At 58.1% G+C, this 24,875-nt stretch carries 19 protein-coding genes; 9 read left to right on the plus strand and 10 right to left on the minus strand.

The genetic code is table 11. The features are described 5' to 3' along the window. Nucleotides 1–1,382: carbohydrate kinase (locus JRJ26_16405; GenBank protein ID MBW2059072.1), on the minus strand; the 1,382-nt coding region annotated here is incomplete at its 3' end. 509 nt (nt 1,383–1,891) lie between these two features. Between JRJ26_16405 and glpA the strand changes: the two genes are divergently transcribed. The 7 genes from glpA to JRJ26_16440 all read left to right on the plus strand — a co-directional run bounded on the left by glpA (nt 1,892) and on the right by JRJ26_16440 (nt 11,269). Beyond that, nucleotides 1,892–3,517, plus strand: a complete 1,626-nt coding sequence (glpA, locus tag JRJ26_16410; protein ID MBW2059073.1) for an anaerobic glycerol-3-phosphate dehydrogenase subunit A — start codon at nt 1,892–1,894, stop codon at nt 3,515–3,517. Between the two features lie 399 nt (nt 3,518–3,916). Further along, a complete protein-coding gene (gene glpK, locus JRJ26_16415; protein MBW2059074.1) occupies nt 3,917–5,404 on the plus strand; it encodes a glycerol kinase GlpK in 1,488 nt (495 codons plus the stop codon). Nucleotides 5,405–5,510: 106 nt separating this feature from the next. Continuing rightward, a complete protein-coding gene (locus JRJ26_16420; protein MBW2059075.1) occupies nt 5,511–7,046 on the plus strand; it encodes an extracellular solute-binding protein in 1,536 nt (511 codons plus the stop codon). 211 nt (nt 7,047–7,257) lie between these two features. After that, nucleotides 7,258–8,202, plus strand: a complete 945-nt coding sequence (locus JRJ26_16425; GenBank protein ID MBW2059076.1) for a sugar ABC transporter permease — start codon at nt 7,258–7,260, stop codon at nt 8,200–8,202. A gap of 10 nt (nt 8,203–8,212) precedes the next feature. After that, nucleotides 8,213–9,046, plus strand: coding sequence for a carbohydrate ABC transporter permease (locus JRJ26_16430; GenBank protein MBW2059077.1), 834 nt, complete (start codon nt 8,213–8,215; stop codon nt 9,044–9,046). 25 nt (nt 9,047–9,071) lie between these two features. Further along, nucleotides 9,072–10,172, plus strand: coding sequence for an ABC transporter ATP-binding protein (locus JRJ26_16435; GenBank protein ID MBW2059078.1), 1,101 nt, complete (start codon nt 9,072–9,074; stop codon nt 10,170–10,172). Next, a complete protein-coding gene (locus tag JRJ26_16440) occupies nt 10,172–11,269 on the plus strand; it encodes an ABC transporter ATP-binding protein (GenBank protein ID MBW2059079.1) in 1,098 nt (365 codons plus the stop codon). The genes JRJ26_16435 and JRJ26_16440 overlap by 1 nt, the downstream gene beginning before the upstream one ends. A gap of 39 nt (nt 11,270–11,308) precedes the next feature. Here the strand turns inward: JRJ26_16440 and JRJ26_16445 are convergent, their stop codons facing one another. From JRJ26_16445 to JRJ26_16455, 3 genes are all read right to left on the minus strand, one after another. Next, nucleotides 11,309–12,478 (minus strand): iron-containing alcohol dehydrogenase, encoded by a 1,170-nt coding sequence (locus tag JRJ26_16445; GenBank protein ID MBW2059080.1) that lies wholly within the window; start codon nt 12,476–12,478, stop codon nt 11,309–11,311. Nucleotides 12,479–12,930: 452 nt separating this feature from the next. After that, nucleotides 12,931–14,082: an iron-containing alcohol dehydrogenase gene (locus JRJ26_16450; GenBank protein ID MBW2059081.1), complete on the minus strand. Its 1,152-nt coding sequence runs from the start codon at nt 14,080–14,082 to the stop codon at nt 12,931–12,933. Nucleotides 14,083–14,142: 60 nt separating this feature from the next. Then, a complete protein-coding gene (locus JRJ26_16455) occupies nt 14,143–15,549 on the minus strand; it encodes an MATE family efflux transporter (GenBank protein ID MBW2059082.1) in 1,407 nt (468 codons plus the stop codon). 161 nt (nt 15,550–15,710) lie between these two features. On the opposite strand from JRJ26_16455, the gene JRJ26_16460 reads away from it, so the two are divergent. Next, the gene (locus tag JRJ26_16460) at nt 15,711–17,156 is read left to right on the plus strand and encodes a class II fructose-bisphosphate aldolase (protein MBW2059083.1); all 1,446 of its coding nucleotides are present in this window, start codon (nt 15,711–15,713) and stop codon (nt 17,154–17,156) included. A 115-nt stretch (nt 17,157–17,271) separates the two neighbouring features. Next, nucleotides 17,272–18,207 (plus strand): zinc dependent phospholipase C family protein, encoded by a 936-nt coding sequence (locus tag JRJ26_16465; GenBank protein ID MBW2059084.1) that lies wholly within the window; start codon nt 17,272–17,274, stop codon nt 18,205–18,207. A gap of 17 nt (nt 18,208–18,224) precedes the next feature. Here the strand turns inward: JRJ26_16465 and JRJ26_16470 are convergent, their stop codons facing one another. The 6 genes from JRJ26_16470 to JRJ26_16495 all read right to left on the minus strand — a co-directional run bounded on the left by JRJ26_16470 (nt 18,225) and on the right by JRJ26_16495 (nt 24,857). After that, nucleotides 18,225–19,655 carry a hypothetical protein gene (locus JRJ26_16470; protein ID MBW2059085.1) on the minus strand — a complete coding sequence of 477 codons (1,431 nt, stop codon included), beginning with the start codon at nt 19,653–19,655 and terminating at the stop codon, nt 18,225–18,227. Between the two features lie 180 nt (nt 19,656–19,835). After that, nucleotides 19,836–20,921 (minus strand): sugar kinase, encoded by a 1,086-nt coding sequence (locus tag JRJ26_16475; GenBank protein MBW2059086.1) that lies wholly within the window; start codon nt 20,919–20,921, stop codon nt 19,836–19,838. A gap of 106 nt (nt 20,922–21,027) precedes the next feature. Continuing rightward, nucleotides 21,028–22,071, minus strand: coding sequence for an Ldh family oxidoreductase (locus tag JRJ26_16480; GenBank protein ID MBW2059087.1), 1,044 nt, complete (start codon nt 22,069–22,071; stop codon nt 21,028–21,030). 27 nt (nt 22,072–22,098) lie between these two features. After that, nucleotides 22,099–23,511, minus strand: a complete 1,413-nt coding sequence (gene gndA, locus JRJ26_16485; GenBank protein MBW2059088.1) for an NADP-dependent phosphogluconate dehydrogenase — start codon at nt 23,509–23,511, stop codon at nt 22,099–22,101. Nucleotides 23,512–23,626: 115 nt separating this feature from the next. After that, nucleotides 23,627–24,583 (minus strand): phosphoglycerate dehydrogenase, encoded by a 957-nt coding sequence (locus tag JRJ26_16490; GenBank protein MBW2059089.1) that lies wholly within the window; start codon nt 24,581–24,583, stop codon nt 23,627–23,629. Next, nucleotides 24,549–24,857 (minus strand): hypothetical protein, encoded by a 309-nt coding sequence (locus JRJ26_16495; GenBank protein MBW2059090.1) that lies wholly within the window; start codon nt 24,855–24,857, stop codon nt 24,549–24,551. Before JRJ26_16495 ends, JRJ26_16490 begins: the two co-directional genes overlap by 35 nt. Nucleotides 24,858–24,875 lie beyond the last annotated feature (18 nt).

The raw sequence follows: 24,875 nt of genomic DNA on the forward strand, positions 1-24,875 counted from the left end.
CTCACCGCCGTCTCGTGATCCGGGTAACAGCCGGAGGCGACAGCTCCGGTGATTGCGCAACCCAGTGCCCCCAGCTCATCGGCCCTGGGTACCCTGATGGGAGTACCGAGGACGTCGGCGAAGATCTGTGTCCATACATCGCTTCTCTTCCCTCCACCCGCGATGAAGGCCTCATCCTCCTGCCGGACAAAACGGAGTCTCTCAACATGACTGAGGTGAGAAAAACAGACCCCCTCGAGAACCGCCCGCAGCATATCCTCCCTCCGATGCCAACCGCCGAGGCCGTAGAAACCCGCCCGCGCCGAGGGCTGGACATTGCTCCCGTAAATGAAGGGATGGAATATGATTTCACAAGAAGAGGGAGTCATCTCCCTGACCTCCTCATCGACGATCTGGAAGGGAGAGACCCCCCTTGTTTCGCCTTCCTTTTTCTCCCAGAAACAGAGCTGCTCGACAAACCAGTCGAGATTGGTCGCACTCGTTGCCGAGCCGTCCATGAGGAGCCACAGCCCTGGAACGGAGTAGGTGGAGGTAAAGAGAATATCGGGGACAAGGGCCGGTCGATCCATAATCAGGCTGTTGATCGACCAGGTCCCGACAATGATCGACATCTGGCCAGGCCGTATGCAGCCGCAGCCGAGGGCCGTCATGTCGAGGTCCATCCCTCCCACGGCCACAGGAGTCCCCGGAGCCAGACCGGTTTCGGCCGAGCATTCCCTGGTCACCCTCCCTCCGAGCGCCCAGGAATCCAATATGGGAGGAAGCATTCCCCACGCCTCCGGGATGCCGTAGGCCTCGTAAATCTCCCTGGCATAGGCTCCCTTCGAAGTATCGGCCAGGGCGCCTCCGGTGGCGTCGGTGTGATCCGTGTTCAACTCCCCTGTAAGTCTGTACCTGATATAGTCTTTTACCAGACAGATGTGACGGGTTCGCCTGTATACCTCTGTTTCGTTGTCCTTGATCCACCGGAGCAGGACCGGAGGTGAGCCCGCCCAAACCTGATTGCCCGTGACCGCGTGCACCCTGGCCGGGGTGTCTTCCTCACGGAGCCGCTCCACCGTAGCCGAGGCCCTGGTGTCCACGGAAAGAATCCCACTCCGTGTGGGAAGGAAATCCCCATCCAGACAGTAAAGGCCGTTTCCATGCCCCGTAAGGGTGACACACCCGATCTCCTCGGCCTCGAGACCCGCCCTGGTGACCGCCTCCCTGATCGCCCTAACCACGTGGGACCAGAGAGCTTCAGGGTCCCGCTCCGCCCAACCGGCCCTCGGGTAGAGTGTGGGCGGCCTGGACGAACCTGAGCCGACCTCCTCACCGTCCAGGGAAAAGACTACGGCCTTACACATCGTAAGGCCCGAATCCACTGCCAGCATGTACGCCATGTAAGATTCACCCCTTTCCGACTCCGAATTGCAGGTGAGGAGATACTACGGGGACACCCGTCAAAAATCAAGGATAAATCGACCGAGGGTTTTTCGGATTTTCGAAGCAGGCACCCTAAAGTACCTTGATTTCCGAGGGCATTTCTCCCCTTCCAGGTGGATGCCTCTTGTTCCCTCCCTCCTGGGTTCACGCGGTGACTCTTCTCTGGAGTTTTGCTGGTGGGGAATTCCTCCCCCTTCCCCAGGATCACGAATCACGAACACGACTCACGAACACGACCTGTCTCCTCCCCGCTCAACCTTGGGGGGCCCCACCGCTTCTGCAATGTCGCTCCCCGGACAAAAAAAGAATCCTCAGAATGGGAAAACCCAGGCTATCAATCCCTTGACAGACCTCTCCTTCTCAAATAAGATACGGACTCATCACCAAGGGAAAGGCGCGACAGCCGAATCGCGGCCTTTTCTTGAATTTCTGCTGAGAGCTTTCGGCAAACAGGAGGGCAAGGGTTGTGGCGGCGACACACGATATAATCGTTATCGGAGGAGGCTCCACCGGAACTGGCATCGCGAGGGACTTGGCTCTTCGCGGGCTGCGGCCCCTGCTCCTTGAAAAGGGGGACCTGGCCGCCGGTGCCACCGGTGCGTGTCACGGACTGCTTCACAGCGGGTGCCGGTATGTGGTCACCGACCCCCCCTCGGCACAGGAGTGTTACCGCGAGAACAGGATCCTCCGCAAGGTCGCGGCCAGTTGCGTGGAGGAGACCGAGGGACTCTTCGTCTCCCTGCCCGAGGACGGGTTGGACTATCAGAAGCAGTTCCTCGCCGCCTGCGAGAGAGTTGGAATTCCAGCAGAGCCCGTCCCTCCGTCCAAAGCCGCGGCTCTGGAACCCGGCCTTTCGTCCCGAGTGATCGGGGCAGTAAAGACGCCCGATGCCTCGATCAACCCCTTCGCGCTGGCCGTCGAGAACGCCAGAGCAGCCAGGGAGCTTGGTGGCGAGATCGTCAACCACAGCCGCGTAACCGGGCTGATCTTGAGGGGGAACAAGGTCAGAGGGGTCCGGGTTTCAAGTGCCCGCCGCCGGGAGACCTTTGACCTCTTCTCGGAATTCGTCATCAACGCCACCGGGGCCTGGGCCGACCAGGTCGTGGAGACCATCGGCCTGTCCATACCCCTTGCCTACTCCAAGGGAAGCATCATCATCTTCGAAAGGCGTCTGACCGAGACGATTCTGAGCCGGTGCCGTCCTCCTTCGGACGGGGACTGCATCGTTCCAAACGAGAGTACCAGTCTTTTCGGAACCACATCTCTACGGGTCGAGGATCCGGACCGGCTCACCATCGAACCTGACGAGGTGCACCTCCTCCTGGCCGAACTCGAAAGGATGCTTCCCCGGTGCCGCTCGGCGAGGCTGATCAGGGCCTTTGCAGGAGTACGGCCTCTCTTCAAACAGGCCGAAACCAGGAATGATCGAGAGATCAGCCGCGGCTTTGCAGTGATCGATCATGGAGAGACCGACGGCGTCGAGGGACTGGTGAGTGTGGTTGGAGGGAAACTGTCCACGTACCGCCTGATGGCCGAAAAGACCGTTGACCTGGTCTGCCGCAAGCTCGGTCTTGCCGCTCCCTGCACGACCCACGTCGATCCCCTTCCCGGGTCGCGGAAAGGCAGATTCGTCGGCTTGTCAATGCGACTGAGGAAGACGGACCCCGGGCGAATGATGGATCCCCAAAAGGATTCGATCGTCTGCGAATGTGAACTCGTGACACGGGGGGAGATAGAAGAGGCGATCCTGGAGGCGGGAAGCTCAGACCTGAACGATGTGCGCGTCAGGACACGGATGGGGACAGGTCCGTGCCAGGGAACATTCTGCTCTTATAAGACCCTCGGCATCATGGCGGAGCTGGGCAACCTCGATCATCCCCGCCCCAACGGCCTGTTGAAGGACTTCCTGGAACGCCGCTGGAGGGGGATCAAGCCCGTCACACGAGGGGATCAGCTCGGAGAGGTTCAACTGAGCGAGACCATCTACGGAGACCTTCTGGCCCTGGACAGGGATCCCGTGCAGAGCCAATCTCAGGAGCCGGGCGGCTCTGGCCGGGGAAATTCCGGGATCCTCCCGCGGGGGAACCGCTGAAGCGGGCTCGGCTTTTGGACGGGACGGCCGTGAGGTGGAGGTATTCCGAAGAACAGGGGCGAAATTCGACATACGGGGAGACCAGAGAGGAAAGAGGGGAGATATCCGGGAAAAATCGGCTGAGAACTGGCTTGACTTTCCCAGAGAGGTATGGTCAAAATAGGTTTGTGAAAGAAATTTTACACATCCGGGCAACCTCAGGATCAACGTACAGGATCTCTCTCCGGTTCTATCCCTGTGAGAATTCCCCGGGGAGATCCATGGCGAGGTGAAACAGAACAGGAACCAGGCACCTGTCTGCGCCCTGCTGTTCTGAGAGGCAGCAGGCGATCCCCATATGACAGGTCTCTGGCAAAGGAAGACGGGGCAGGATAAGTGACGGCAAAAGCCAAGTATATCATGGCTCTCGATCAGGGTACCACCGGAAGCAGGGCCATCCTGTTCGACAAAGACGGAAAGATCGCCTGCAGCGCTTACCGGGAGATCGAACAGATATACCCCCAGCCGGGATGGGTCGAGCACAACCCGGAAGAGATCTGGCAGTCCGTTATCGGCTGTGTCAAGGAGGTTCTTGACAGAAGCGGCGCCGGCCCCCAGGACGTCGCCGGGATCGGCATCACGAACCAGAGGGAGACGACGATCCTGTGGGACAAGACCACCGGGAGACCGCTTTACAACGCCATCGTATGGCAGTGCAGGAGAACCGCCCCCACCTGCGAGGAGTTGATCAGAAGGGGGCTCGACGGGGAGGTGAGAGACCGGACAGGCCTTATGATCGATCCCTATTTCTCGGCCACCAAGATCATGTGGCTCCGCGACAACGTGGCCGGTGTTAGAGAGAGAATAGAGCGGGGAGAGGTCTGCGCGGGGAACGTGGATTCCTGGCTGATCTGGAATCTCACGGGCGGAAAGGCCCACGTCACTGATTATTCGAATGCCTCCAGGACGATGCTCTTCAATGTCAAGGACCTCCGCTGGGACGACGTGCTGCTGAGAGAGACGGGAATCCCTGAGGGGATCATGCCCCAACCCAGGCCTTCGAGCGGGATATTCGGCCATACGGACGAGGCCGTATTTTTCGGAGCAAGGGTCCCCATAGCCGGAGTGGCAGGAGACCAGCAGTCCGCTCTGTTCGGCCAGGCGTGTTTCGAACCTGGGATGATCAAGAATACCTATGGCACCGCTCTCGTGGCGATCATGAATATCGGGGATCGGTTTATCCCTTCCCGGAACAGGTTGATGACCGATCTGGCCTGGGGACTCGAAGGAAAGATCACCTATGCCTTCGAGGGAGTCGTGTTCAGCGGCGGTGCGGTGGTCCAGTGGCTCCGCGACGGAATCAGAATAATCGAAAAGGCTTCCGATACCGAGTCACTTGCAAACAAGGTGGCCGACACGGGGGGAGTTTATATCGTACCTGCCTTTACCGGGCTCTGCTCTCCCTATTGGGATCCTTACGCCCGCGGGACGATTGTGGGCTTGACGAGGGGTACCTCCCGTGAACATCTGGCCAGGGCCGCCCTGGAGTCGATCGCCTATCAAACCCGAGACATCATCGAGGCCATGGTCTCTGATTCGGGAAGGGAGTTGACCTCCCTGAGGGTCGACGGCGGCGCGACGGTCAACGATTTCCTCATGCAGTTCCAGGCCGATATCCTGGGCGTTCCTCTGGAAAAGCCCCTGGTCATAGAGATGACCGGCCTGGGGGCCGCTTATCTTGCCGGCCTGGGAACAGGATTCTGGGAGAACAAGGGGGAACTCGCCCGACTGTGGAAACTGGGTAGGGTTTTTGAACCGAGGATGTCCGAAGATCGGCGTGAAACCCTCTATCAAGGGTGGAAAAAAGCCGTGGAGCGTTCCTTTGGCTGGGCCAAGAACTCAATCTGAAAAAGAGACCTAAGCGAGAAAGGAGGTGAGAGACAGGGCTTGTGAGATCGCGGCAAGAACAGAGGTTTGACTCTTTAACGTCGACAGAGGAAGGAGGGAAAGCTACATGACAGCCAAGAGAATCGCGGTCTTAATGATTGCGGCATCGTTCCTCGCCATTTCCGCTGCAGCCTATGCCGAAATGGCACCTCTCCCACGGGCAAAAGACTACCTCACTCCAGAGGTGGTCTCCCCGATCATTCTCAGGGCCGGAACGATACCGGATGACTACATGTTTCCCAATGACTGGGTCAAGAGACAGGATTGGGAGGCAATCCGCAAGAAGTACGCCGGAACCAAGCTCACCATCATGTTCGAGGGCACCGATATCGGGGCGCCCCTCATGACAAAGGACCAGTTCGAACGGATGACCGGGATGAAGCTGAACTTCGTGGGAGTCCCTATTGCGGTCCAGTTTGAAAAGCTGTTGATCTCCTTTGCCACAGGTGGAGCCGCCTTCGACATCGCCACCGTGGTGACGCCCAACATGCCGGTCTTCGTCAAATTCCTGGAACCTTTGGACGAGTATATAAGGAAATGGGATTACGACTTCGACGACTATTTCACTCAATTTCAGAGCCTGATGACCGACACCCCTCTCGTGCCGGGCGGGAAAGTCTACGGCCTGCCGAACGACTATGACCAGCATTACTGGCACTGCCGGAAAAAGTTCCTGGATCAGATCGGCGTGGATCGCCCTCCGAAGACCTACGACGAGGTGCTCGATTACTGCGCCAAGCTGAAGGCTATCCTTCCTTCCGGTGTCTTTCCGACGGGGTTCATGATGAGCCGGGATTTCTTCACGTGGGAGAGTTTCTGGGATTTCGCCGCTCCCTTTGGGGCTGACTATTTCAAGCCTGGAACGTGGGAACCTACTCTGGCGAGTCCTGAAGCGATAAAAGCCGCCAATTTCCAGAGGAAGATGATCGAGGAAGGCTACACGGCTCCTGGATCGACCTCATGGGATTATGCACGGCAGCTTGAGGCCTGGAACGACGGGAAACTGGCCATGTGTATCCAGTACCCGATTCAGGAGTCGTACAATCCCAAGATGTCGAAGATAGCCGACGAAGAACGGTACCACAGTCCTCTGCCCAAGGGGCCCGGGCCCAAAGGACGGATCGCTCCTCACGGCACCTTTACCAACGTGGCCCTCTGCATAAACAAGATGTCCAGGGTCAAGGATGCAGCCTTTATCTGGACGGCCTTCAATACGAGCACAGAGGTCCAATACATCTACACCGTCACGGGGACCGGCATCGACTACGGCAGAAAGAGCATCTTCGCCAACAAGGTGGCCAACCAGTTCTACCCCAACGCGCAGGCCCTGTACGAGAGCGTGCCGTATATCTACAACGACCTTCAAATCGCAGTCGGATCGGAACTTCTCGCAATCGCCATCCCTGCTATCCACGATGTATGGACGGGCAAGGGGACGGCAGAGCAGCTGTTGCCCAAGGCCAATGATGAGATGCGAGCGGTCATGAAGAAGTACGGTTACCTGTCGGCGAAGCCCCCGACACCAGCACCCAAGTCCTTCTGGAGCTGGATCCTCTATCCGGAATATCACAGCATGAAATGGGTCGACGGTGTCGGCAAGTAGCCGTTTGGAGGGGGGAGACAGCCCCCTCCCCCCGGTTTTCTCTTACAACCTAATCCTATGCCGACCTGGTTGTAAGTTGTATGATGAATCCTGGATTATGAATTCTCGTATCGGGAAGAGAATTGGGAGTATCACACGTCAGTGAAGGAATCGGTCCTACGCGAGATACGGTAATTGACACCTGGACAGGAGGGATATCAAGGAGGAAGGAATGGAAGCTGAGAAGTCTGGCCTCGCCTACTCGGCGGTCACCCAGGAGACCGCCGTTCCCACCCGGAAGAAGAAAAAGAGTAAGGGCTACCTTCTGATCTGGCCGGCTTTTGCCTTTGTCCTCTTTTTTCTCATCATATATCCCTTCGGCTACAACGTCTATCAGAGCTTCTTCGAGTACTCCATGCTGACCGATACCTCGAGATTCGTGGGCTTCGGCAACTATATCGGCCTCTTCACGAAGATCGACTATCTCAGAAGCCTCTGGACAGGGGGGCTCATCGCGGTCGTCTCACTGGCCATCGAAACGGTCTTGGGGCTTGCCATCGCAATTGTGCTCAACCAGAAATTCAAGGGGAGGGTGGTGGCCCGGATCCTCCTGATTCTTCCCCTGGGCACGATCCCCGTTATCAACGGGTACATGTTCAATGTTCTCTTCTTCCCCAACGCGAGTGTGGTGGATCACATACTCAACTTCCTGGGATTGGTCCACGGCCCTATCCCATGGCTCCAGGATCCGACTCTGGCCCGAATCGTGATCATCCTCCTCGATGTTTGGCAGTGGACCTCCTTCATGATCATTATCCTGCTGGCAGGACTCTCCGCCATTCCAGAATCGTCCTATGAGCTGGCCCGGCTGGACAACATGTCCAAATGGACCACCTTCTGGCGAATCACCCTTCCAAAGATAAAATTTCCTCTGGCATTGGCCATGTTGATCAGGGGCATGGACCTGCTGAAGTTTTTCGACGGGGTCTTTGCTCTTACAAAAGGGGGACCCCAAAGCGCCACGGAAACCGTCAGCTTCTACATCTTCAGGACAGGCTTCAGAACTTTCAACATAGGGTTTGCATCGGCCGCTTCCGTCATCGTGTGGGCCATAATCTGGGTTGCCGCGTTTATCGTTATTACCAAGATGTTCGGAACCAGCGAGGCCAAAGCCTAGGAGGAAACCCATGGTAAGAAGAGAGAGTCCGGCGTACAAGATCTTCAGGGCGGCTTTCCTTATCTTTTTTATTGCAGTATTTCTTCTCCCCATCTGGTGGATGATCAAGACCTCTCTCATCGCCCGGATCTATACGGTCGTCTATCCGCCTCACTACCTGCCGAGACCAATCGAATTCGAGGGATACGTCCGGGTCTGGGAACACCAGGGCATACCAACCTATTATTTCAATACGGTATTTGTAAACGTCGTGGGAGCGGTGCTCGCGCTGGTCCTCGGTATCCCGGCGGCCTATGCAGCCAGCCGGTTCGAATTCCGGCAGAAGGACAACATAATGTTCACCATCCTGAGTACCCGTTTCCTGCCGCCGGCCACGGCGCTTGTGCCGATCTTCATCCTCTTCAAGTGGGTCAGGCTGGTCGACTCAAAATGGGGGCTGGTCATTGCTTACGCCGGGCTCAACGTGCCCATCGTGATTTGGGTCTTGAAGTCCTTCATGGACGAAATACCGAGGGCCATGGAAGAGAGCTACCTGCTCGACGGCCATTCCCGGATAAAGTCGTTTTTCAACATCATCATACCTCTGAGCGCCCCCGGCATCGCTGCAATGTTCATGATCTGCAATTTCTTGACATGGGGGGAGTTTCTCATCGCGGCCGTTCTCACCACCACGACCTCGGCCCAGACCCTCCCGGTGGGGGCAGCCATGCTCGAGGGGGATATCGGGATCCTGTGGCAACAGATCGCCGCCTGTGGGGTGATGGCGGCAGTTCCCATCACCCTGATCATCATATTCTTCCAGCGTTACCTGGTTAGAGGTTTCTCTTTCGGCATCCTGAAATAGCCGGGCCCCTGGAGTGGAGGTTTTCATGCCTGGGATCGTCTTGAAGAGCATCAGCAAAAGCATCCGCGGCCAGAAGATACTGGACAATGTCTCCATGGAGATCGAGGAAGGGTCGTTTGTATGTCTCCTCGGTCCTGCAGGAGGAGGCAAGACCACACTGCTCAAGATCATTGCAGGGCTGGAGACGCCGGACCGGGGAAGCGTTTTCTTCGGAAACGACGATGTCACGGACCTGCCGCCCAACATGCGCAACGTGAGCATGGTCTTTCAGGATTTCGCTCTCTACCCTCACATGTCCGTGTTCAAGAATCTCGCCAGCCCCCTTGCAGCCAAAAGACTGCCGGCTTCTCAGATACAGAAGAAAGTCGAGGAAGTGGCCGGATTCCTGAAGATCGATCGATTCCTCACTAGAAAGATCACCCAGCTGAGCGGAGGTGAGATGCAGCGGGTGGCTATCGGAAGGGCCCTTGCCAAGGAGGCCAAGATCGTTCTCTTCGACGAGGTCTTCGTGAACCTGGACTACAAGCTCAGGGAGGAGATGAGGGTCGAGTTCAAGAAGCTGGTGGGCACCTTGAACATCACCACCGTGTTCTCCACCCCAGACCCCGAGGATGCCCTCTCCTTGGCGGACAGGGTGGCGGTGGTGAACAACGGGAAAATCATACAGTACGACGAGATGAGGAAGGTCTACGAGTACCCCGTGGACGTCTTTACCGGCTCCTATTTCGGCTATCCGGAGATGAATCTCATCGATTGCACGGTCACGGAAAAGGATGATGGCCGACCTACCATCGACACGGGCGCTTTTGCGATCCCAATAGAGAATACAGAAGGTGGGAGCAAGGCGATAAAGCCGGGAGACTACGTCCTGGGATTGAGACCCGAAAACATTCGTATAGGCAACAAGCCAGAAGGACCCATAGCCGTTCGAGGAAAGATGATCCTGACAGAGGTGATCGGGTCGGACACCATCGTGCACATCGCCGTGGGACCGCACACGATTCACGCCTTTGTCCCGGGCATCTACCGGAGTGCATCGGATCAGGATCTATATGTCGGTTTCGAACCAAAGGACGTCTATCTCTTCGACAGGGAGAAGGGAACATTGGAAACGAGGGGGATATAATGGCAAGGATCGTCCTGGAGGGGGTAAAAAAGGTTTTCGACCGAACCGTCGTCGCCGTCGATGATGTGTCCCTTGAGATCCCGGACGGAGAGATCGTGTCCCTCTTGGGGCCTTCCGGCTGCGGCAAGACTACGACCATGCGGCTCATCGCTGGGTTTGAAGACGCCGATGAGGGCAGGATATTCATCGACGACAAGGACGTCACGACCTGGCCCCCGCAAAAGAGAAACCTCTCAATGGTCTTCCAGTTCCCCGTAGTCTACGACACCATGACGATATATGACAACATCGCTGCCCCCTTGCACGCCTTGAAATACCGCAAAGAGAAGATTCGAGAGGTCGTGGAGGACGCCATAGCAAAATTCGAGATCGACAGCAGCCTACTCAGAAAAAAAGCCTCCAATCTGTCGATAAGCGACCGGCAGCGCGTGAGTCTGGCCCATGCCTTTGCCATCGAAAGAAACGCCTACATTCTCGACGAGCCCTTCTCCAATATCGATCCCAAGTCGAGGGTGAAGCTGACAAAGTACGTAAGGGACACCCAGAGGAAGATGGGCAATACCCTTATTTTTGTGACCCACAGCCAGAGCGAAGCACTGACCCTTTCCGACAAGATCGCCGTGATGAAAGACGGCAAGATACTGCAGTACGGCAGCCCGGAGGAGATCTACTCGAGGCCAGCCAGTACGTTTGTCGGGTGGTTCCTCGGCAACCCGGGGATGAATTTCATAGAGTGCTCTCTCGCAGAGAAAGAGGGTAGGCTCCTTCTCGACGCAGGTTCCTTTACTGCCCACGAGAACCTTCCCCCTCGATACGAAGGGAAACTCTCAGGGAGGGAGAAGGTCACCCTAGGGATAAGACCCGAGGACGTGGCGATCTCCAAGGAGGGAAAATCTCACTACATCCCCTGCGTCTGTCACTTCGTGGAGCAGGTTGGAAGCAGGCTCCTCCTTAACGTCGAGCTGGGCAAAGAAGTCATGATCAACATCAAGGTGCCCATGGACGTCGACGTGGACCTGGGCGACAGACTCTATGTCTATTTTCCGGAGGAGAAGATAATGCTCTTTGATGTGGCCAGCGGCGAAGCCTTAGTGTAGCACATTCTCCCGTCCCGGTTTCCACTTCAAATCATACCCCTACAGGATTTCCCGGTAGATCTCCTTGACCTCTTCCAGGCTGAACCGGTAGGGGTGAGATTCGAGACATCCGACCATGTACCCTGTGGCATCCCTGGCCAGATCGTCGATGTCAGACTCTCTGATTCCGTAGTCACTCATCCTGGCTCGGAGATCGACCTCATCGAGCAGCTCTTCCACGGCCTCAACGCTCTTTTTCGCTGCCTCTTTCACACTGGGCCGTCCCACATCTACGCCCATGGCTTCGCCGATCCGGGCGAATTTTTCCATGTCCAACATCCAGCTGTGCCGCATCATGGCCGGCAGCCCCATCGACATGGCCTCCCCATGGCCCACATCGAAACGACCGCTTATGGGATGCCCCATGGCATGGACAAGAGTCGTATTTGCATGGCTGATGGCGATACCGGCCAGAGTCGCCGCCCATGCCATCCTGCTTCGTGCCTCCAGATTCCTCCCGTCGGCAACCGCGGTAGGTAGGTTCTGAGAGACCAACCGGATAGCCTGAAGGGACGCCATCTCGGAATACCCATGGGTTTGCCGGTTGATAAAGGACTCTATGGCATGGGACAGGGCATCTATACCCGTGGAAGCGGTGAGTCTGGGAGGGACAGAAAGAGTCAGCTCGGGATCGACGATGGAGACCCTGGGAAAGATATTCTCGTTCACGATCCCGCACTTCTCCGAAACCTCCGGGTTGGTCATGACCGCAAAGGGAGTGACCTCCGACCCTGTCCCTGCGGTGGTTACAACCACCACGATGGGGAGTGTCCTGCTCGTGGCACGGGAGACGCTCTTTCCTCCAACATCGATGTAGTTCCAGATGTCATCCTCATGGGTCAGCCTTATGGCGAGCCCCTTGGCAAAATCGATGGAGCTTCCCCCGCCGATCCCCACCACGAAATCGATCCCCTCACCTGCCATGGCAGATGCGGTATCGTTGATCATGGTGGAAAGCGGATTCGGTGTAACCTCACTGAATTCGATGGCTTCAACACCCTTTTCCCTGAGCCTTCCCTCGACTCGCTCGACCAGACCCAGCTCCTTGAGGTGCTTGTCCGAGACGATGAGAGCCCTCTTTCCCAAGGACACGGCGAGTTCTCCTATCCTCGACACCTCACCCACTCCGAAAACTATCCTCGTTGGCAACCAGAACTCAAAACCCTTCATGCTTTCCTCCTTTCACTTATGGCAAACCGCCGAATCCCATATTCTATCATACTTACCGGACAACAAAACAAAGAAAGCTCGTGGAATTTCCTGACTTTCGGACGACTCCCCTGCCTCCGAGCGACATTGCGGAAGCGGTGGGGTACCCATCAAGGGTGAGCGGGGAGGGGAAGGGTCGTGTTCGTGATTCGTGTTCGTGATTCGTGTTCGTGATTCGTGAGTCGTGTTCGTGAGTCGTGAGTCGTGTTCCCGGGGAAGGGGCAGGAACTGTCCACCCGCGAACCCTGATAGGGTCACCGCGCGAGCTCAGGAGCGAGGGGTTGTCCTGCCAAAACAGAAAAAAGCCTGAAGTCATATTCTTTCAAGAATCCTCGGCCGGAGACTCAGGAAACTCCAGGAAAAGTCTCCTCTACCTGCCGGCCAGGTCTACTCCCTAGGACCCGGCGACAAGGCTAGAGGGCCCGTTCCAAAATCTCCTCCATCGCGCCGCGGGTCAGCTCTACGGGGTTGCCCTTCATGCTCCTGGCAACAGAGGCCTTGTCTATGATCACCGGGAGGTCCTCTCTCCTGACTCCCAGAGCGGCCAGGGAGGGGATCCGCAGGTCGGCACAGAGCTTCTGCAGCCATGCGGTACCGTCCCCGGCCCTCGCGCCTGCATTTCCCGTCAGGACCCTGGCGATCTCCTCGTATCGTTTCAGTCCCGGGTCCCCTGGCGAACGTCTCTCAAGGGCCCGGATGTTGACGGCCGTAACATGGGGCAGCAGAGCTCCGCAGATCGCCCCGTGTGGCGCGGAAACAATCCCGCCGATCACCCCTGCGAAACCATGGACCGCCCCCAATCCCGCATTGGACAGCGCCAGTCCTCCCAGAAGACCGGCCAGGCACATGTCCCTCCTGGCCTCTCGATCGTCGCCTTTCTCATAGACCCTGCGCAACGACCGGGCCGCACGAGTCATCCCCTCCCTACAGAGGGCATCGGTCATGGGATTGGCCTTGACCGAAACATAGGGTTCCACGACCTGAGCAATGGCGTCCAGCCCGGTATTGGCAGTGACCTCCGGTGGCACGGTGTAGGTAAGTTCGGGATCGATAAGGACCACGCGGGGTACGAGCAGTCGGCTGCGCAGGCTGGCCTTTACGCGGTGCTCGGGGGAGAAGAGCACGGCATTGCGGGTCACCTCCGCACCAGAGGCCGTCGTCGGGATCGTCATGTAGGGCATCGGTCCCTTGGTCAGGGGTAAACCCCGGCCCACCACCTCGAGATAATCCAGGGGGTCCCCACCGTTGGTCAAGAGGAGGGCGAGAGCCTTGCCCGTGTCGAGCACGCTTCCACCTCCGATTGAGATTATCATGTCACACCTTGCATCCCGGGCCTTCTCGATTCCGAGGCGGATCGTTTCAGTGCTGGGCTCTCCAACGACGGGAAGGATCGTATGAGAAATCCCTTCCCTCTCCAGCCAGACCAGCAGAGGCGCGGCCCGGGTAACTGCACGGCCCGTAATAATCAGGGGATGCCTCCCCACCTCTCTCACCAGGGGAGCGGCCTCCCCTATGGTGCCCTCTCCAAAGACAATCCGCCCGGGGGCAACGAACACAAAACGCATCGACCGACCTCCGCACTCGATCCTCTTACCGGCCCCTTCCACGGAAATCCCTATTCAGCCCTAGATGCCCTGCTCCTTCCATCTCCCACGCTTGAAGGCCGCAACCATGATGATCCCCTGGAGCGTTATGGAGACGGCCATGGCCCACCATATACCCGACGTTCTGGGGAGGATGAAACGGGGGAGGATCAGAGCCAAAGGAATCATGAGACCGATGAATGTGAGACCGATGATCAGGGCGGGAGTCCGTGTATCACCCGCTCCGTTGAAGGACATGGCAAAGATCATGCTCAATCCCAGGAAAGGATAGCTGAGGGTGATCGTGCGGAGATAGGCCCTCCCTATCTCGACTACCCCCGGGCTGCGGTTGAAAAGGCGGATCACGGGATCGGCGAAGAGAAAAAACGCTGCCCCTGCGAGGACCATGAACACGCAGAAGATGCCCGCGCTCAACCAGGCGCTTCTCTCGGCCCGCTCGGGCCTTCGCGCTCCCAGGTTCTGCCCTACAAGGGTGGAAGCGGCTCCGCCGATGGCCCAGCCGACCATCATGACAAGCAGGTTGATTCTGAGACCGATACCAAAGGCAGCCACCGCCAGAGTCCCGTAAAGGGCGACGATCTTGATCAGCCCGAGATGGGCAAGACTCCTGAGTCCGCCCTGAAAGGTCCCGGGGATCGCGATGAGGATCATCCGTTTCATCAACTTGGGGTCGACACGGAACCGGGGGATGTGGACATGGATCCTCGAGTGGCCACGCACGAGAACCCACAGGCCCAGCACCATGGCGACCCCCTGGCCCAGCACGGTGGCATAGGCCGCCCCCCTCACCTCGAGACGGGGGAAGAGCCACGGACCGAATATCAAGAGGGGATCCAAGAGGATATTGAGGGTTGTGGCGACCATGAGAATCACCATCGGGGTTTTCGCATCTCCGGCCCCACGGAGAATCGCTCCTGAAAGGAACATGAAGACCAGGGTGAAGGATCCGGTAAAGACTATTCTGAAATAAGCCGAGGCGGCCCCCATCATCTCAGCCGTGGCTCCCAGGACTCTCAACACAGGGTCTCCCAGGAAGAGACCGAAGAAAACCAGGAAAACCGAGATCAGTCCCCCCAGGATCAAAGACTGGACCGCAGCCGCATCGGCCTGGACCAGGTCACCCGCTCCGAAGAATCTCGAGACCGTGGCCACGGTGCTGATGGCGATCCCGATCAGAAGCGTCCAGGCCACCATCATGACCAGCCCGCTTACCGCCACGGCGGCAATGGCAGTGGGTCCGAGCCTCCCCACAAAGACCATGTCCACCACGGAGAAGGCGTTCTGCAGAACGTTGGCCACGATCATGGGAAGAGCCAGGGCCCAGAGGCTGCTCAGGAGAGAGCCCCGGGTGAGGTCGCGATAGGGAGAGCCTCTTTGCCCGGAAGGGCTCACCCTCCTGCCCCTTGGCCTGTCTACTCCGTCCTCCATCCTTACTCCTCTCCTTATGAACCCGGCAGACCCCTGGGTTTTGTACTCTATCCCACTCCCCCATTGTTTTGCAAGATCAGAAGACTCGCCCCTTGATCGTCCCAGCACATTCTGTTAAGTTGGATGTGTGCACAGCTAAACCCATACCGGAGGAGAACAGAATGGCCTCGAATCCAGACGATCTCGGCCCGAAGGTCCACAAGAGCGATGTACCCGTCTACACCACAAGGGAGGATCTGATCAGGGAAGTCTCGGGTTTTACCGCGACTGACAAGGCCCTGAGAATCGAGGATGAAAACCTCACCCGCCGCTCCATGGACACTCTGGCCTTCAATGCAGCCGACTTCGGTGAAGGGAAGAGTCCGGCTCCGGACGTCATGCGTTTGTCCAGATACCTCATTTCCGAGGTGGGCCGTCAGCTCGGGGTGGTTCCCGCTTCTGTCTTTCCCTTCTACAGAGCCATGGGGCGGGGAGAGCTCGGTAAACCCATGACGGTAGCCGCCATAAACGTGCGGGGAGACGCCTACAACACGGCCCGCGCTCTTTTCCGGGCAGCTCTGGCAAACCGTGTGGGAGCCGTGATCCTGGAGATTGCCAGATCGGAAATCGGATATACCGGGCAATCTCCTGCTGAATACGCGGCCATCATGACCGCTGCCGCGGTCAGGGAAGGGTTCAAGGGGCGCCTCTTCCTCCAGGGTGACCACTACCAGATCAACGCAAAGAAATACGGGGAAAACCCAGAGGGCGAACTCAAGGCACTCCAGGATCTTATCAGGGAGAGTCTCGTCGCCGGGTTTGGACAGATCGACATCGACGCCTCAACCCTTGAAAGGAGAGGGGAGAAGGGGATCTCGGTGGAGGAGGCTGTCCGCAAGAACGCCGAACTCACCGCCGACTTGACCCGATTCGTTCGACAACTCGAGGCAGACCACACCCTCCCCTATACCGTCTCTCTCGGAGGTGAATCGGGGGAGGTGGGTAAGACCAACACCACGGTAGAGGAGTACCGGGCCTACATGGCCATTCTCAATGACAGACTGACCGACATGGGAATCGACAGAGGAATAAGCAAGATCTCTGTCAACACCGGCACCGCCCATGGCGGTGTTCGTCTTCCAGACGGCACCCTTGCAAAGGTCAACATCAGTTTCGATACCCTCAAGGAGATCAGCCGTGAGGCCCGGGCAGACGGGCTTGCAGGGGCCGTGCAACACGGCGCTTCGACCCTACCCGATGAGGTTTTCCACAAATTCGTGGAGTATGATACAGCGGAGGTTCATCTGGCCACCGGATTCCAGGATATTATCATGGAGGCCATGCCCAAGGACTTCCTCGAGACCCTCTATGACTGGGTGAGGAAGAACTGTGCCGGTGACAGGAAACCCGGACAGACGGAGATCCAGTTTCTCCTGACCACGAGGAAGAAGGCCTGGGGGCCCAACAAGGAGATGATCTGGAGAATGGATGAAGAGACCAGGAGGAGGGCCGCAGAGCGACTTGAGGCGAAGTTCTCCTTTCTCTTTCAGCAACTCAACCTTGTCGACACCCAGGAGTTGGTGGAGAGGTTCGTCCCGGAACCTGAGGTGACCTTTCGCTATCCATAGGGGGAAGACCCGGATCCCACTTTCCGGCCCGATTTTCTTTCAAGCTTTTCCGATTCCTGCCGATCAGTAGGGGGTAGGCTCCAACTCTTTTTCCTGACTGCTCCCGACTGATCTTATGATCTATTCGCTCGTTTTGCTCTTCTGTGGGGTGTTCCTTCTCCTCCCGGAGCCCGCCTGGGCTTGGGGCCCTGCAACCCATCTCCAACTGGGGTCACATCTACTACGGGATCTTTCGGCTCTTTCGCCATTTCTCCAGGACCTCCTCAGATCCTTTCCCCACGACTATCTCTATGGATGCATCAGCGCGGATATTATCATAGGCAAGAGATATACGAGGTATGAAAAACACTGCCACAACTGGTCGGCGGGCCTTCAGGTTCTGTCGTCAGCCAGGACCGATGCACAGAAATCTTTTGCCTACGGGTATCTCAGCCACCTGGCTGCCGACACCGTGGCTCACAACTACTTCATCCCCCTCCAGATGATCATCCACTATCAGGCCGGAGCCATGCAGCACCCCTACTGGGAGCTCAGGTTCGACCATCTCATGGGCCCCAGAGCCTGGGAAATGACCCTCACGATGGCCAAGAGACTCGGGATGAAGCACAATCCCATCCTTGACGGCGTGCTCCACGACACCCTCTTCCCGTTTCTTGTGAGCAAGGGGATCTTCAACGGGCTCCTCCTGGTCCTGCAGACCAAACACTGGCAGAGGATGGTCGGCCGCCTCTCCAGTCGGGTGTCATGGGTTCTCCCCCCCGGCGAAGCGAGGAGACTGATGGGGCTCTCCATTCATCTCACCACCCTGGTTCTGGAGAAGACCCAGAATGGCTCTCTTTTGCGGTCCGATCCCACCGGGCGGATGAGTCTCAAGAGAGCCAGAGCCCTGGGCCGCCGCCTCGCCTCACTCCATCGCCGGGGCAGACTCGAGAAGCACCGGTTGGACCGGTTGGTAAGCCGACTGAGGGCCGATCTGGGGGAGGGGATTGCTGGCAGCGAGCCTTCCCACGTGACAACTTCCTCAGCCTCTGATCGATGCGGCTCTCACTGATCCCAGGCGTGGATCGATCAGGAAGACAGGAGCATCCTCACATGCCTGCCGAGATGGTCTCGGAGGACGGCCTCGTGGAGATCCTGGTTCTCGATGAGAATCCTTCTGATCTTCTCACGGAACAGGTAGTCTCGGCCTTTTCTCTCGGTCAGTACAGACCCGAAGGTCACGTGGAGGATCTGGCGGCCGCAGTCCTCGTCCAGATAGGTTCTTTCCAAATCTTCCTGGGAAAGATCCTCCTCCTTGGGAACCAGATCCAGCCTTGCAGAGATATGATAGCTCCTCCGGTCGCTTTGGAAACGTTCCCTGCCAAACCGGACAATAGACCGGAAAAGGGCACTGTCGACCCGGCAGACCGTCCGGAGAGCCTCAAGGTAGCTCGTCCCCGCTGTCTTGACATGGAACCGTCCTCTCGAGATCCTTGCCAGACTGGGGTATATGCGGAACTTGTCGCTCCCACTGTGAACGCTGATCTTGTAAGGTCCAAACTGCTCTGCAATGGCCACGTGCCGCTTCAGGGATTCCTCAAACAAGCCGACGTCCCCCATGTAGTCGATGGCTTTCTCGAATCTGCCCACAAACCGGGGAGCGAGGCTGACGATGGAGATGCCGTGTCGCTTCAGTTCGAGGGCGACGAAGAGGTGTTCCAGAGGTGAAGTCGGTTGCGCCGTCTCGTCAACAGAGATCTCCAGCTCAAAGGGCTTTGAGGCCATCCGCTTCCTCACGTGGTCTGCCATCCTGTAAGTGTGAGCCAGAGCCCTGCCGTACTTGACAGCAGCGCGCTTGAGCAGAAGGTTGTCGAAGGTAACCCGAAAAGGCTCCTCTCCGGCCTCGATTTCGAAAGTCCTGCCCAGGTAGAGTCCCGCAAAATCGACCGCTCCCTCCACCCCCTGAAGGATCAAATCCTGGAACTTCTCTTCAATCTGGCTCTCGTCGTAGTCGTCGGCCTGCTGGTCCACGTGCTCCGAGGGATCGATCGTGAAGAAAACAAAACCCGCCTCGGCCGTCAACTCCACGTCGGATTCGGTCTTGAGATGATCTGCATCCGCCCCGCAGGGCAAGGTCCAACCCGTCCGGAAGACACCCCAGGTGGCATCATCGAGGACCTGACCCGGGGTCCTCTCGGTGCGTGTCATCTCCCGGATGGACTGCTGGGCGAAAACAGGCAGGATCTTCCCCCCGGCCTCTGTGGCAGCCATGACATGGCCAGGAGTGGCAAGACCGATGCGGTCGCCGAATCCGAATGAGGGCCTCAGGCCGAGCGTCTGTGGGCGGGTATACGGCACGGATTCTCGCAAGGCAGACGCATTTGCTTCACTGAGCGGTGCCTGTAGAATCTCCAGCCGGTTGACTTCGAAGGTCTCCCCCTGGAAACGCCCGAACCATCCCGGAGCCTTGCTCCCTTCACAGACCCCCAGAAGCCTCGAACCCCCGACGGCGTCGGCCATGCCCAGCAAGCCCATGGGGAGTCTGCAGAGAGATGCGGGCAGGATTCTCATCCCCCCCAGAAGAGATTCCAGGGCCTGTGCCACCGAGCTCTGATCACCGGCCTCCATACGCCCGACCTGGTGGTCTTGTCCGAACCCCCTTATCACCTCGTCGACGGGATACACCTGTTTCCCCTTCCCTTACCGCTTGATCCGAGCCGTGCCCCCGGCGATGACGTGGAGCACCTCGTCCAGCGTGACCATACTCGTATCACCCCTGGTGCTCTGGAGGAGCGCACCGTGGGCTGCACCGAATTCCACACATTCCGCAGGGGGTTTGTCCTTGAGAAATCCATAGATCATCCCCGACGAGAATCCGTCCCCTCCTCCGACGCGATCTTCAATCTCAAGGTTCTCGTAGCGCCTTGATTCATAGAAGGCTCCGTCATAGTAGAGGATCGCACTCCAGTGATTGATCAGGCCGCTGACCACCTCTCGCAGCGTCGTCCCCACGCCTTTGAGATGGGGGTAGTTCTCCATCACCGTGCCTACCATCCTCTTGTAGTTCTCCACGGGCAGTTGGAGAAGTTTTTCGTCCACCCCTTCCACTCCAAAACCCAGTACCTTTTGGAAGTCTTCCTCGTTTCCGATGACAAAGTCCATCTTTTCCACGAGGGGGCGCGTAACACGCTGCGCTTCCTCGCTCGACCAGAGCTTTGAACGGAAGTTCAGGTCATAGGAAACAATGGTACCCGCCCTCTTTGCCGCCTCCATCGCCTCTGCCGCCACCTTGGCAGCATCTTCGCTCAGAGCAGTGAAGATCCCGCCAAGATGGAACCACCGGACTCCCTGCACCGTGAAGAGTTCTTCCCAATCGATCTCGCCGGGACCGAGTTGGGAGGCTGCCGAATGTCCCCGGTCGTACATGGTCACGCTGGGACGCAACCCGGTGCCCACCTCCGTGAAATTGAGGCCCACCCGGCTCCGCTTGCCCACGCCGTCATAGGGCACGAGCACCACATGCCCCATATCGACACCTACGGCCCTGCCGTGGTTCATGATCAGGCGGCCCAGGGGGTTCATGGGCAGCTTGCTTACCCATGCGGCTCTGAGCCCGAGCCTGGCAAGGTCGTAAGCCACGTTGTATTCCCCTCCCCCCACCCACACCTCCAACTGGCGGGCGAACTCGAGCCGCCCGTGCCCAGGCGGGCTCAACCGAATCATGCATTCCCCCAGAGTAACCAGGTCGAACCGACACGACGCCTCGTCTCGAATCTTCAATGTCATTGAAACATCTCCTCCTTTTCAGGGTTTTCCAGGCTCCCGCGGAAATCCATGGAAAGAGCAAAAGCCCGCAACAACCGCGACTCTCCCCCGGGGAATTCCGTGGGATTCACGCCGGAAAGGGAACCCCGAACTCCTCCCCAAGCCGGCCGAGCAGCTCCACCTCTTCCTCCCTTATCGGGCATCCCTCCTTCAACCGCCGCTCCCTGGTCCGCCACTCGGGCTCACCCGGTATGAGGATTTCGTCCACTCCAGGGGCCCGGGGCTGCCCCTTCAGGTCCGCGAGGAGCTCATCCATCCCCCTTTTGAACTGCTCAACCGGGCAGAAAGCGGCGATATCTATTGCCTGGACATAATGGCCCATAAAGGCCCTGTGCTCCCAGTCGTCGAATTTCCGCACAATATGGGCTCCATAGGGCATTCCTGTAAAACGGCTCGACAGAATCTCGATCATGAGACCCAGGGCATACCCTTTGGCCCCGCTCATGGGCACGACCGCGTAAGCCTTGGTGGCATCGGTGACCGGCCTTCCATCCCTGTCCACGGCCCAGTTGGGAGGGATCGGTCTGCCTGCCTCGGCAGCCGCCCGCACCTTACCGAAGGCCACCTCGCTCGTGGCCATGTCCATGCAGAACCACGGATAGGTCCCGGCAGGGATACAGCAACAAAGAGGATTCGTACCGAGAAACTTCTCCCGGCCGCCAAAGGGGATCACATCGCATTCTCCGTCGGACATGACCAGGCCGATACAATCCTGCTTTGCGCAATACTCCCCGTAATAAGCGGCTGCGCCGAAATGGTTCGAGTTCTTCACGGCCACGATGCCGACCCCCGAGGCCCTGGCCAGCTCCACGGCTCTTCGGGCCGCCTCCAGGGTGGAGAGCTGTCCCAGAGAGTAGTCCGCATCGAGAATCCCCACCCCCGCCCTCCTCCTCTCGAAGCGGAACCTCGGTTTCGGGTTGATCAACCCCTTGCGCAGCCGGCGGGCATAGAGGTTGCTCAAGTAGATCCCATGGGTGTCGACACCCCTGAGATTGGCCTCTACGAGAATCTCTGCGGCGATTTGAGCATCCCCCCTGGGAACACCGGCCCTCTGGAATACCCCGGCTCCGAAGGCTCGTAATTTGTCGGCGGCAATTAGACGAGCGGTCATTATGATCCTCCAGTTCTCACTGTTTGGTCAACTCTCCTGCCATTCCGTATGGAACACACCGGGCCGGTCCACCCTTTGGTAGGTGTGGGCACCAAAGAGATCTCTCTGGGCCTGGGTGAGGTTCTGCGGCAGCCGCTCCCGGCGATAGCTGTCGTAGTAACCGAGGGAGGCACCAAGGGCCAGGCACGGGATACCCATCCGATTTGCCGTCTCAACCACCATCCTCCAGGGTTCCTGAGCCTTCGACACCCACGAGCCGAAGGCAGGATGGACGAGCAGGTTCGGGAGGTCGGGTTGTTCCCTGTAGGCCTCCTTGATCCGATCGAGAAACCGCGCCCGGATAATGCAGCCCCCTTTCCAGATCCGGCTGATCTCGGCCAGATCGAGGCCCCAGCCGTACTCCTTGGAAGCTGCCCGCATCATCGCCGTCCCCTGGGCATAGCTGCAGATTTTGCTCGCATAGAGGGCGTCGTGGACCGCATCGATGAGCTCCTCTTTGCGGCCTTCAAAACCCCTGTTCGGACCATGGAGGGTGCGGCTTGCCGCCACACGCTCTTCTTTGTAGGATGAGAGGATTCTTGCCTCCACCGCCGCGTTGATGGTCGGAATGGCTACGCCCAGGTCCAAGGCGACCTGTGAGGTCCATTTGCCGGTCCCCTTCTGGCCGGCCTTGTCGAGTATCAGGTCGACCAGCGGCTTGCCCGTCTCCTCGTCGGTCTTGTCCAAGATCTTGGCCGTGATCTCGATGAGGAACGAGTTGAGTACCCCCTCGTTCCAGCGGGCGAATATATCCGCAAGTTCCTTCGCCTCCAGACCCAAAGCGCTCTTCAGGATATCGTATGCTTCCGCAATGAGCTGCATGTCACCATATTCAATACCGTTGTGCACCATCTTCACGAAATGGCCCGCTCCTGAAGGCCCGATATAGGTGCAGCAGGGGCCGTCGTCCACCTGGGCCGCGATTCGGGTAAACACCGGCTCGAGGCGGTCATAGGCCTCCCTCGGCCCACCCGGCATGATGCTCGGCCCTTTCAACGCGCCCTCCTCTCCCCCGCTGATCCCTGTACCCATATAGTAGATCCCTTCCCCTGCCAAGGCATCATGCCGCCGCTCCGTGTCCTTGAAAAACGAGTTTCCCCCGTCAATCAGGATATCCCCGCGGGACAGATGGGGTCTTATCTGGTCGATGAGGCTGTCCACCGCCGATCCTGCCTTCACCATCATCAAGACCCGCCTTGGAGGAGAGAGAGAATCGATGAGTTCCTTGATCGAGTAAGTCCCAAGGATGTTCCTGCCTGAACCCCTTCCCTCCACGAATCGCCTCACCTTGTCTGTGGTCCTGTTGTAGACGGCAACGGCATATCCCCTGCTCTCTATGTTGAGAACGAGGTTCTCCCCCATGACAGCCAGGCCGATCAATCCGATTTCTCTTTTCCCCATCACCATCTCCTCGGTCAGTCATCACTCGAAAATGCCGGTTTCACTTTCTGAACGAACATTTCCGTCCCCTTCGAAACGTCGCTCCACCCACTCCAGGCCGATTCTTCGGCGGCCACTAGTTGGCCTGGGCCAGGGGACTTTCCCCCTGCAACACGGCTACGAGATTCTTCACCGCCATTGTCGCCTGCCGGACGACACTCTCATACGTTCTCGACCCGATATGAGGGGTCAAGATGACGTTTTCCAGCCCGCTCTTCACCAGAGGATCATCGGGACCGGGGGGCTCGTGTTCCAGAACATCGGTGCCGTAACCGGCGATCTTTCCGTTTTTCAGAGCCTCCACCACACTCGCCGCGTCGACCAAAGCCCCCCTGGCACAATTGACAAGGTAAGCCGTCTCTTTCATCAACGCCAGCCTTTCCCGATTGATGAAGTGACGGTTTTCCGGGGTCAAGTTCATGTGGAGGGTGACAAAGTCACTCTCCTTGAGGAGATCCTCCACGGCAACGCATCTAGCCACAGAGTACTGCTCGGCAAAGGATTCATTCCAAACCGGATCACACCCGAGGATTTTCATCTCAAAGGCGAGTGCCCGTTTGGCTACCTCCTTCCCGATCCGCCCCATACCGATTATCCCGAGCGTCTTGTTCCAGAGTTCGTGACCGGTGATTCGTTTCCATTCCCCCCTCTTCACGTACTGGCTTTCCTGGGGGATGTTTCTGGCCAGAGATATCATCAACCCGAAGGTATGCTCGGCCACCGTGACCTCGTTGACCCCGGGAGTGTAGGTCACGGGTACACCGGACCGGCGAGCCGCCTCGAGGTCGATCCGGTCCAACCCTATTCCGTATTTGCTGATAACCCTCAGTCTGGGAACGGCTTTTTGGACAACCCTCTTGCTGATGGCGTCATCCCCACAGATGAGGCCGTCCACATCTCCCACCAGGCGGATCATCTCTTCTTCACCCAGAGGACCCCTTGCCGTGACGATCTCATAACCCTGCTCCTCCAACAACTCATGGTGGGAACCCGGGGTATCAAGAAACGATGTGGTTGTGATCAGAACTCGCATCTCTTCCTCCGCTCAAGAACCCATCTCTCGAAACTGGGACGACTCTCCCTTTGTGGGGACTTCCGATTGCCTCCCCATCAATCCGGCACCAGACCGCGCCTGATCCCGTGATCAGGGCCACCTCTTCGTCTTTCAGCCTTTGTCCCTGCCCAAGTTCAGACCGCAGGACCCTGTTCTTGAGAATCCCAGGGACATCCTCGCTGAAATTTCCATAGGAAAACCTGTCGAGCAACTCCCGGGAGCGGACAGGGGAAAGCCCGAGTAATTCACCCACCCATTCTCCGCAGGGAAG

This window comes from Deltaproteobacteria bacterium, assembly GCA_019308905.1.
GTDB lineage: Bacteria > Desulfobacterota > BSN033 > WVXP01 > WVXP01 > JAFDHF01.

Excerpts from the sequence above, each read along its gene's own strand:
- glpK (MBW2059074.1), top strand. The coding sequence starts at position 3,917 with ATGGCTCTCGATCAGGGTACCACCGGAAGCAGGGCCATCCTGTTCGAC.
- JRJ26_16420 (MBW2059075.1), top strand. The coding sequence starts at position 5,511 with ATGACAGCCAAGAGAATCGCGGTCTTAATGATTGCGGCATCGTTCCTC.
- JRJ26_16425 (MBW2059076.1), top strand. The coding sequence starts at position 7,258 with ATGGAAGCTGAGAAGTCTGGCCTCGCCTACTCGGCGGTCACCCAGGAG.
- JRJ26_16430 (MBW2059077.1), top strand. The coding sequence starts at position 8,213 with ATGGTAAGAAGAGAGAGTCCGGCGTACAAGATCTTCAGGGCGGCTTTC.
- JRJ26_16435 (MBW2059078.1), top strand. The coding sequence starts at position 9,072 with ATGCCTGGGATCGTCTTGAAGAGCATCAGCAAAAGCATCCGCGGCCAG.
- JRJ26_16440 (MBW2059079.1), top strand. The coding sequence starts at position 10,172 with ATGGCAAGGATCGTCCTGGAGGGGGTAAAAAAGGTTTTCGACCGAACC.
- JRJ26_16445 (MBW2059080.1), bottom strand. The coding sequence starts at position 12,478 with ATGAAGGGTTTTGAGTTCTGGTTGCCAACGAGGATAGTTTTCGGAGTG.
- JRJ26_16450 (MBW2059081.1), bottom strand. The coding sequence starts at position 14,082 with ATGCGTTTTGTGTTCGTTGCCCCCGGGCGGATTGTCTTTGGAGAGGGC.
- JRJ26_16455 (MBW2059082.1), bottom strand. The coding sequence starts at position 15,549 with ATGGAGGACGGAGTAGACAGGCCAAGGGGCAGGAGGGTGAGCCCTTCC.
- JRJ26_16460 (MBW2059083.1), top strand. The coding sequence starts at position 15,711 with ATGGCCTCGAATCCAGACGATCTCGGCCCGAAGGTCCACAAGAGCGAT.
- JRJ26_16465 (MBW2059084.1), top strand. The coding sequence starts at position 17,272 with ATGATCTATTCGCTCGTTTTGCTCTTCTGTGGGGTGTTCCTTCTCCTC.
- JRJ26_16470 (MBW2059085.1), bottom strand. The coding sequence starts at position 19,655 with ATGGCCGACGCCGTCGGGGGTTCGAGGCTTCTGGGGGTCTGTGAAGGG.
- JRJ26_16475 (MBW2059086.1), bottom strand. The coding sequence starts at position 20,921 with ATGACATTGAAGATTCGAGACGAGGCGTCGTGTCGGTTCGACCTGGTT.
- JRJ26_16480 (MBW2059087.1), bottom strand. The coding sequence starts at position 22,071 with ATGACCGCTCGTCTAATTGCCGCCGACAAATTACGAGCCTTCGGAGCC.
- gndA (MBW2059088.1), bottom strand. The coding sequence starts at position 23,511 with ATGGGGAAAAGAGAAATCGGATTGATCGGCCTGGCTGTCATGGGGGAG.
- JRJ26_16490 (MBW2059089.1), bottom strand. The coding sequence starts at position 24,583 with ATGCGAGTTCTGATCACAACCACATCGTTTCTTGATACCCCGGGTTCC.